This is a genomic window from Halanaerobium sp., from assembly GCF_003070835.1.
Genome location: NZ_QBLR01000156.1, coordinates 1 through 7,944 on the forward strand (window position 1 = coordinate 1; position 7,944 = coordinate 7,944).

General features: G+C 33.8%; 12 protein-coding genes and 1 pseudogene. 3 read left to right on the forward strand and 10 right to left on the reverse strand.

Annotation, left to right across the window (positions count from 1 at the left end; translation table 11 throughout):
* Nucleotides 1–578 precede the first annotated feature (578 nt).
* The 3 genes from CI949_RS13695 to CI949_RS13705 all read left to right on the forward strand — a co-directional run bounded on the left by CI949_RS13695 (nucleotide 579) and on the right by CI949_RS13705 (nucleotide 2,777).
* Entirely contained in the window at nucleotides 579–758 is a 180-nt protein-coding gene (locus CI949_RS13695) for a hypothetical protein (RefSeq protein WP_290767344.1), read from the forward strand.
* Nucleotides 759–893: 135 nt separating this feature from the next.
* Nucleotides 894–1,193 carry a hypothetical protein gene (locus CI949_RS13700; protein WP_290767346.1) on the forward strand — a complete coding sequence of 100 codons (300 nt, stop codon included), beginning with the start codon at nucleotides 894–896 and terminating at the stop codon, nucleotides 1,191–1,193.
* Nucleotides 1,194–1,508: 315 nt separating this feature from the next.
* Nucleotides 1,509–2,777: a bifunctional DNA primase/polymerase gene (locus CI949_RS13705; protein WP_290767348.1), complete on the forward strand. Its 1,269-nt coding sequence runs from the start codon at nucleotides 1,509–1,511 to the stop codon at nucleotides 2,775–2,777.
* A 49-nt stretch (nucleotides 2,778–2,826) separates the two neighbouring features.
* Here CI949_RS13705 and CI949_RS13710 read toward each other — a convergent pair whose 3' ends face one another.
* The 10 genes and pseudogenes from CI949_RS13710 to CI949_RS13755 all read right to left on the reverse strand — a co-directional run.
* Complete coding sequence (locus CI949_RS13710; protein ID WP_290767350.1) at nucleotides 2,827–3,378, reverse strand: host-nuclease inhibitor Gam family protein; 552 nt, start codon at nucleotides 3,376–3,378, stop codon at nucleotides 2,827–2,829.
* Between the two features lie 12 nt (nucleotides 3,379–3,390).
* Entirely contained in the window at nucleotides 3,391–4,218 is an 828-nt protein-coding gene (locus CI949_RS13715; protein WP_290767352.1) for an ArdC-like ssDNA-binding domain-containing protein, read from the reverse strand.
* Nucleotides 4,219–4,287: 69 nt separating this feature from the next.
* A complete protein-coding gene (locus CI949_RS13720) occupies nucleotides 4,288–4,737 on the reverse strand; it encodes a RadC family protein (protein ID WP_290767354.1) in 450 nt (149 codons plus the stop codon).
* 23 nt (nucleotides 4,738–4,760) lie between these two features.
* Entirely contained in the window at nucleotides 4,761–4,931 is a 171-nt protein-coding gene (locus CI949_RS13725; RefSeq protein ID WP_290767356.1) for a hypothetical protein, read from the reverse strand.
* A 55-nt stretch (nucleotides 4,932–4,986) separates the two neighbouring features.
* Nucleotides 4,987–5,136: a hypothetical protein gene (locus CI949_RS13730; RefSeq protein ID WP_290767358.1), complete on the reverse strand. Its 150-nt coding sequence runs from the start codon at nucleotides 5,134–5,136 to the stop codon at nucleotides 4,987–4,989.
* A 57-nt stretch (nucleotides 5,137–5,193) separates the two neighbouring features.
* Nucleotides 5,194–5,466, reverse strand: a complete 273-nt coding sequence (locus CI949_RS13735) for a LysM peptidoglycan-binding domain-containing protein (RefSeq protein WP_290767359.1) — start codon at nucleotides 5,464–5,466, stop codon at nucleotides 5,194–5,196.
* 31 nt (nucleotides 5,467–5,497) lie between these two features.
* Entirely contained in the window at nucleotides 5,498–5,824 is a 327-nt protein-coding gene (locus CI949_RS13740; protein ID WP_290767361.1) for a hypothetical protein, read from the reverse strand.
* 13 nt (nucleotides 5,825–5,837) lie between these two features.
* Nucleotides 5,838–6,188, reverse strand: a complete 351-nt coding sequence (locus CI949_RS13745) for a hypothetical protein (RefSeq protein WP_290767363.1) — start codon at nucleotides 6,186–6,188, stop codon at nucleotides 5,838–5,840.
* 130 nt (nucleotides 6,189–6,318) lie between these two features.
* The gene (gene bet, locus CI949_RS13750; RefSeq protein WP_290767365.1) at nucleotides 6,319–7,206 is read right to left on the reverse strand and encodes a phage recombination protein Bet; all 888 of its coding nucleotides are present in this window, start codon (nucleotides 7,204–7,206) and stop codon (nucleotides 6,319–6,321) included.
* 414 nt (nucleotides 7,207–7,620) lie between these two features.
* Nucleotides 7,621–7,944: pseudogene (locus tag CI949_RS13755) on the reverse strand (hypothetical protein); the annotation flags it as partial.

A 7,944-nucleotide genomic window follows, 5' to 3' on the forward strand; every position in this document is an offset into this window, starting at 1 on the left:
TTGTTAAACACTTTACAGAAATCAAAATAATTATATGATATAATTAAGGATAGTAAGAAGAATTTTTAAATAAAGATACAGTTGTGGAAAAATGGTTCATTTTAGTGTATAATAGGATTATAGAAAACAAAATATTTTTTTGGCAGAAATTGATATATTATGATATCAATTTTTTTGTTTTAAAAAACATCATAAAAAGAAAAATGACCACTACTTTTGGCGAAGTTAGTGGTCTAACAAAGTAATTACCTATATTTTTTGGCGAAAATATAGGAATATATGTTCATAGACATATATATTCATGTGCATAAAACATTATACCTTCTTTTATTGGAGCATGTCAAGAAATTTGTTTAAATAAATTAACTATGCTTAGTCGTTTACAGGCCATGTTTAGTCGTTTTGGAACTTTGTTTAAACTTTTCTAGGGTATGCTTAGTATTTTTAGGTAATGTATAATTGGATTAATATTCTGAATAATATATGCTATATAATCCCTTGCTTTGAGTCTTTTTATGGCTTTAGCAGGGGATTTTTGCGTTTAATTATAAATTTCTTGCTCAAAATAAAGAAGGGAGGTGATTAAAATCAGCTTCGAAAAAGCAGTAAGTGACCACAGCAGACAAGTAATTACTAAAAACAATCGTGTTTATCTACCAGCAACAGTTAAAAAATTAGGTTTTAAACCAGGCGAAGAAGTTGAAATTAGTTTTAACAGGCAAACTAAAGAAGTGAAATTGACACTATTAGAACAGTAAAAAGAAAAAACCACCTAAAATGGTGGTCAGGAAATGGACAGCTGCACCAACAGCTGAACTATATTTACTTTCTATATTAATTGTATATTAAAATTCTATTTCCTGCAACATAAAATCACACCAGGAGGAAACAGAATGTCAACAAAAAACGACAAATTAATTGCTGGAATTGATAAAGACTTATTACCCTGTGAAAGGTCTACTCACATTTACATGGATGATACAACTGTTAGAGGTGACTGCTTCATTACAGTAGATTCTTATCAAAAAACAGTGATTAAACATTTATTGAATAATGAAGATTTTCTTATTAAAAACATGCGCAAAGAAGGTAATGTTGTCACCTATATATCAGGATTTTTGCCTTTAAATTCTATAAGAATCAAAGATAAAGCAACTGGCAAGAATTCGTTGTACTACATTTTAAACCACTAACTTAATTAAATTAAAATCAATTTAGAGGTTATAAGAGCACCAACAGATGGTGTTCTCAAGAATATCATTGGCCTTCTAGGCATAAAATACTTATCTGGAAGGCTAAACCTCTAAAATGACCGATTTAAGGCTTAAAATCAAAATAATGTTATTCATGCTTAAACAGCACTTAAAGAAACACATAGAAATCGATTATATAGACACCACAGCACCAAGAGATGGTGCTCTCAAAAGCATTATTCGCTTTTAGGTATAAATAAGCGTCTAACAAATAAAAACTGGTATAACACAAATATAGAAGGGTGGAAGAGCCTATTGATTGCAAAAAAACTAAATACCTTAAATACAGACAATAGATTAGCAGCACACGAGATGGCAGCAGCTGACTTTCATTTATTACCATTAAAAAAAGCTGATAAAGTACCTGCATTCAATCTATTATTGGGAAATAAGACAGAACCGTATCGAAAAAATAAAGCAAATAATAACATAATCAACAGCTGGTTTGACAGCAATGAGAACATAAATATCGGTATTTTTGCGGGAACAAAGATAGATGATGAATACTCTTTAGTTATTGTAGACCTGGATAAAAAACCCACTTTTGGTTTTCCAATCACACCAATTGTAGAAACCTCTAGGGGATATCATCTTTATTTTAAGTGTAAATCAAACAATCTACCGACAGCCCATAAGACTAAAAGAGGAGAAATCAAAACAAACGGATATGTTGTAGCTCCTCCCAGTTTACATCAATCAGGAATAAGATACCAATGGTCTGACTTTCTCTCATTTCAGGATGTGCCATTAGCAGACTTTGAAGACAGGAAAGAACAGATTATTGGATACTTAGAAGGACAAACAAAGCCAACTAAAAAGACTAAAATCAAAAGAAAAAAGACAAGAGCAGAAGACCATGTACCCACTAATAATATTATTAGTAGGTACAAAGACCTTAAATCCTTTTCTATCTCTACTGATGAAGGTGTTAATAAAAGACAGTTAATAGAACTTGGTAAAGATGCAAATGTCTGTTTAGCTTTGATGCAGAGGCTATTTAATATCAATATCAAAAGAATAGGTTCAACTTTTAGCTGTCCTTTACATGATGAGGATAACCCTTCTGCTGCTCTTTATAGAACAGATACTGGTACAATAGGATTTAAAGATTTCCACAGGTCAGGAAGTTTTTATACTTTACCTGAGTTATACTTTGAATCTTTGACTGGTAAACATCAATCATTAAAAAAAGGAACATCTACTATTTGGTGGTGCAGAATGTTAGCAGATTCTAAAATTATAAAGATACCGACTATAATACCACCGAAACCTCTAGATAATCTATCTGAAAAAGAGAAAATACTTTACAAAGGTTTCATCAGATTATTAGAAGTGCAACAGGCTTATGACCCTACTAATAGAGCCGCTCCATATACTAGAAGCTTCGCTGCAGATTGGACTGGATTAAATAGAAATAGCATAGGTGTTTTGATGAGCAGACTGGTTGAAAAAAGTTATATCAGAAAAGTTAAAGAAGAAAGTATTGCTCAGAGAATAGCCAGATGGGAATTGGTTATGCATTAAATCATAAAGGGGCAGTGTGTTTTAACTGCCCCAAATTAGTTTGATTAATCTAAACATCTACCTTAACCTTAAATTCTTCATCTCTTTCTACAACTTCAACTCCCTCAACTATTTCGCCAGTATTCTTAACTACCACCTTATGACCAACAACTTCAGTTTTCTGCTTCAACTTTCTCTTATCAACACTCTCTTTGACTTTAACAAATTCTTTATAACTTGATTTAACAAAATCCAACAGCTTTTCATTATCATAATTCCACTTAGGTCTTTTACTTCTAAACTGCAGCTTACCAAAAGGCAATTTGTGAGTTTTAAGCTCTGGATTATCTTCTCTTAGCTTGAGAGCATAAGAATAGAGGACTGTTTCAAAGAATTCAATGCTGTTCTGCAGCTTCTCATTTTCTTCATCAAGCCATTTCTGGACTTCATCAATTTCTTTTTGGATATCTTCTATTTCAGATTCTGCTAACTTTTCATTTTTAGACTGTTTTTCTTTCAAGTGCTTGATTTTTCTCAAACACCAGACAGCCTTCCTATCGTTATCTACAACAAAACCACTACTTTCATGTTCAGTATTTTCTTTTCTTAATGTATTTTGCATGAAAAATCCCTCCTAAGATATTTTTTGCAATTTAGATTCACTTTCTAAAACATAATCAATCATGGCCGAGCTGACATCACTGATTCTCTTTAGACTCTGCATCAGGTCATAGCTTTTCTTGTACAAAGCCAAATATTTATCTGATTTAATCTCCACACCAAAGTAATTCATAACCACAAAAGCAACAGCTTCAGCTTCCATTTCTAAAATCTCTTTGGTTAATTTCAAATCCTTCTCACCACTGAAATGTAAAAGTTCATGCGCAGTTTCGTGGACTAAAATAGAAGCTTTTTCCGTTGGATTAGCATTTGTATTAACAATTATCTGACCTCCTTCAGAATAGCCGTCTAGCCCTTCTCTCAGGCTTTTGAACTTAACCATTATCCCTTTACTCACAGCATAGCTTTTCAGCGGTTCAAATAAAGCGGAATTAGTGTTTTCAACACTCAAATCTATTTGTGGTAGAGGTTCTCCTTCTGTCTGGCTGACATCAAATACATAAACAGGCCTAAAATAAGTTTTGGTCACCTCCTTTTCATCATCAGAATTTAGATTAGAATCTACATCAGACTTCTTCTTTTTGTAGGTAAAGGGAGCTAGTATAGCTATTCCTTTCTCACCTTTCTTTACATGTCTACTAAACTTCTTCTGCCACTGTCTATACCCGGCGACCAGGGTCGCCTCCGGGTTTTGAATCATCATTAAAATGCTGTTATGGTAGGAGTAGTTGTGAAACTTAGAGAAAAATTCAAGCATCTCTTTAAACTCTTCAGATGACTGCACCTTATCAATCCTCTCATCAAGTTCTTTTAGCAGTTCAGCTGTTTTAACTTTTGCCATAAGATTACCCCTTTCATTTTTTTATGATTTTAAAAAGAGCCCAGCTTTTACCAGGCTCTAAATACATACTCAAATTAACATTTCTTCTTTCATGCTGATAAAATTTTCTCTAGAACCGATAATGATATGGTCATAAACATTAATACCCATTATTTTTCCTGCTTTCTCCAGCTTTTTGGTAATCGATATATCATCTGCACTTGCAGTTGGTTCACCTGAAGGATGATTGTGAGCTAATATGATAGCAGCAGCATTCTGAAGCACAGCTCTTTTGAAAACCTCTCTTGGTGTGACCAAACTTGCAGATAAAGTCCCGGTACTGACGACAAAAACTCCTGTGACTTTTGATTTAACATCAAGAGTAGCAATTGCAAATACTTCTTCTGCCCTTTTATCCATTTCTAAGACTTCAACAAATAAATCCCTGGCACTGTAAGGATTACTAATCTGCTTATCCAGGTCATACCTTCCACCTGACTCTTTCACAACTCTTAAACTAAACTTTTGTATATTTACCATTAAATATCATCTCCTTTTTGTTTTTAGAACGGCATTTTAAAGTCAACAACCTCTCTATCACAAGAAATAGAGTCTTTTTTTCTCTTTAAAGCCCTCTGCATCGCTTTCAATTCATCTTCATCTGGCTTTTTGGCATAAGGTCCTAAGGCTTTCGAAACTTTCCAGTCATCACTGGGTACTCCATTAACAGTCATCTGATTCACCTCCTGAAATCAAACTAATCTTTTTTGTGATTGACAGCTTTTGAACTTAAACAACAATCTTCCTGTACAGCCTGTAATAATAACTGCAGTCAACCTGAGCAGATGCAATATCTAAAACTCCTAAAATTTCTTCTCTGAGCATCAAATCATCAGGATTTTTAAGCAGTAATCTAAACAAATTTCTGATATCCTTCATCAACTTCACCTCCTTTTTAGGCATAAAAAAACCACCAAACATAAAGATGCATGATGGCTAATCAGTTGGTAATATTAACTTCTGATTTACTTTGAGTAAAGAATCTATCCCATTTACTTCCTTGATAGCAGCTACAACTAACCTGATGTCATAATCGTTATCGCTCAACTCACAAGCTATTTCCCAGAGAGTTTCACCCCTATTTACAAAGTGAACCCTCTCCCAGTCCTGGAGTTCAATATAATCATCTAATCCTGGCTGAGAGAAGCAGAGAATAGCAAAAGCCAAAAGAAAAGCAGCAGTTACCAAAAAAACACTTATAATTCTCATAGCACTCCTTTCTACAAATGCAATTAACAAATCAACAAAAATCATCCCAGATGTTTTTATTCCCGTACTTAATAATTTCATCTGAACCAACAGTAATCTTTTGACCCGTCTTCTGATGAATATATATCCTCTCAAAACCTGTATCTACAATCTTGAAGTTGTCGTGGATTGAGTAGAAAAGTTCATCTCTCAACTCCCACTTTCCTTCATCAGTAAGCTTATATAAAGCTATCTGGAATAAATGCTCTTCCATTACCGGCACAATCATGCCCTCACCTTCAATCCGATGTGAATTTATACTTTCTAAAAAATATTCTTCTATAGCGGTATAAAGTTTAATTAATTCATCTACCTTCATTGAGTAATCCTCCTTAATCTATAGTAATTACTGGACAGCTTTTCTTCTTTACACTTTCAGCATCAGTATTGAAACAGCTGATTAAAGAAATGAAAAATCCGTCCTGTTTTGTGTTCTGACTAATGCTGAAGATTAATAAATCACCTGTTCTCTTGTTGAAGATGGCAAACCTATTTCTGGTTGATAAAACAAAATCACCATTCTCCCAGAGAGCATACTCAATATCCTCTTCATCTGTTTCTAAAAGGTCAAAATACGGCTGCAGTTTATTAGAAATGTACAGCTCATAAACTTCAGGAAAATCCAAATCTCCGCCAAATAGATAAAAATCAAAAGTCCTCGCTTTTTCAGTTACTCTACACATAATAATCTCCTTTCAATTTAAACTGCATTAACTTGCTCCTGCTCTAAGAGTCAGGCATAATTACAGCTTTTAGGCATAAAAAAAGACCAGCATATCTAATTAAAGATACACCGGTCCACTAAATACTCAACTAAGCACTCTTATTTTTGCTGTCAATTCTTTTAAAGCTCTGTAGAATACTAAATAACTCCTTGTATTCTTTGTTACTTAAATCATTTATAGATATTTTATCGACTTCTTTCATCTTCTTTACATGTTCCAGGTATTCAAATAGGTCTTTTCTCAGCTTAACATCGCCATCAACCAGGGCTTTGATTTCTTTTTCTCTGCCGGTTAGCTTCTTCACTTTCCCATTGTTAGATTTACTGACAGTTTTCTTCTTTTCTTCAGTACTTAGCTTATCTACCTTATCCTGACTACTCTTATTCTCTCTGTCCTCCAGCCTTTGAATATTCATCTCCTCCTGAGATACAAGACCGCTGACACTGAAAGCTCTCTTGAGGCTCATACTCTCAGCAACCTTTAAAATCATGGCAGAAGGATACCTGTTCCAAACGCTGTTATAGCCGTTATACTCATCATATGGAGCGAAGACATAGACAGGATACTTGCGGTCCTTCCTATAGACAAGGGCATAAGCACCTACTATATCACCCCTATCAGAGCCATATTTGTGCTCTATTCCCGTAGTGGTTCGTTTGAATTCATCATTAGCTCGAACAACATCACTTATCAGTCCGTCAAAGGCTTCATTCCTGTTAGCAATCGATAAATATCCATCACGAGAAGTCATTATGGTAGTCCTGTCTTTCTTATCCTTCCAGAAGAACAGTTCACCATTAAAAGGGTCCAATCCATAGCTCTCAGCGACATGTAGAAAAACCTTAAACTCGTCATCGCTCGCATTTTTGCAAACAGTTCTCCTTAAGAGCTCTTTCTCTTCATCAGTAAAGCTAATCAACCTGTCTTCTCTGCCGCCATCAACATTCTTTTTAGATTTAGTACTTTCCTTTGTCATTTAAATTCCTCCTTTTGATTTTTAGACATAAAAAAAGACCGAAAATCCTAAATTAATAGGAAAGCCGGCCGAAATAACAGATATTCAATTTTAACCAAGAGCTGCAAAAGCAATAACAAAAGCTACTATAGCTACTATAATGTTGCCGCTAAGGAGATTTAAAACACCTGAAGCAATCAAGACTATAAAGAGTATTAAACTACCCATCAAATCACCTCCTTTTTCTGATTTAAAATAAAAAATACCAGCTACAACTCATTCTAGAGTCATAACTGGCCTGTAATAATCCCTTTTAATATTAACCTGAAAGGGGTGGGGCATCGAAAGATTGTCTTTTTTTAATATCATATAATAGTTGTGGTCAATGGATTTTTAAAATTTCTGTTTTCTAGAATAAATTTAATAATTCTAATTTTACAAATCTAATCTTCCTTTAGTAGAACCTAAATCATTCATTTTAATAAAATTATACTGATAAGAAATTATATCTGGACATTCTAAATAGTACCCATTATTATCAGACAACCTAAATCCAGGATGTGGAGCATAATAAGTTCTACAATTGGGACAAACAAAAACTCTTTTAATAAATACTTTTCCACGTATAGTATTTATTGGAAACTCTTCTGAAGGTTGAAACACCGTTTTATAAATTGGTATATTACATTTTGGACAGCCAGCAAAAAAGAAAAGGGCCTTTTTGTTATAGAAGGGTATGTGGAATGTAGCCCTGTAACC

Bases quoted from the DNA above. Each gene is read 5' to 3' on its own strand.
- CI949_RS13720 (WP_290767354.1), bottom strand. From the start codon at position 4,737: ATGGTAAATATACAAAAGTTTAGTTTAAGAGTTGTGAAAGAGTCAGGT.
- bet (WP_290767365.1), bottom strand. From the start codon at position 7,206: ATGACAAAGGAAAGTACTAAATCTAAAAAGAATGTTGATGGCGGCAGA.
- CI949_RS13700 (WP_290767346.1), top strand. From the start codon at position 894: ATGTCAACAAAAAACGACAAATTAATTGCTGGAATTGATAAAGACTTA.
- CI949_RS13715 (WP_290767352.1), bottom strand. From the start codon at position 4,218: ATGGCAAAAGTTAAAACAGCTGAACTGCTAAAAGAACTTGATGAGAGG.
- CI949_RS13725 (WP_290767356.1), bottom strand. From the start codon at position 4,931: ATGACTGTTAATGGAGTACCCAGTGATGACTGGAAAGTTTCGAAAGCC.
- CI949_RS13735 (WP_290767359.1), bottom strand. From the start codon at position 5,466: ATGAGAATTATAAGTGTTTTTTTGGTAACTGCTGCTTTTCTTTTGGCT.
- CI949_RS13710 (WP_290767350.1), bottom strand. From the start codon at position 3,378: ATGCAAAATACATTAAGAAAAGAAAATACTGAACATGAAAGTAGTGGT.
- CI949_RS13740 (WP_290767361.1), bottom strand. From the start codon at position 5,824: ATGAAGGTAGATGAATTAATTAAACTTTATACCGCTATAGAAGAATAT.
- CI949_RS13745 (WP_290767363.1), bottom strand. From the start codon at position 6,188: ATGTGTAGAGTAACTGAAAAAGCGAGGACTTTTGATTTTTATCTATTT.
- CI949_RS13730 (WP_290767358.1), bottom strand. From the start codon at position 5,136: ATGAAGGATATCAGAAATTTGTTTAGATTACTGCTTAAAAATCCTGAT.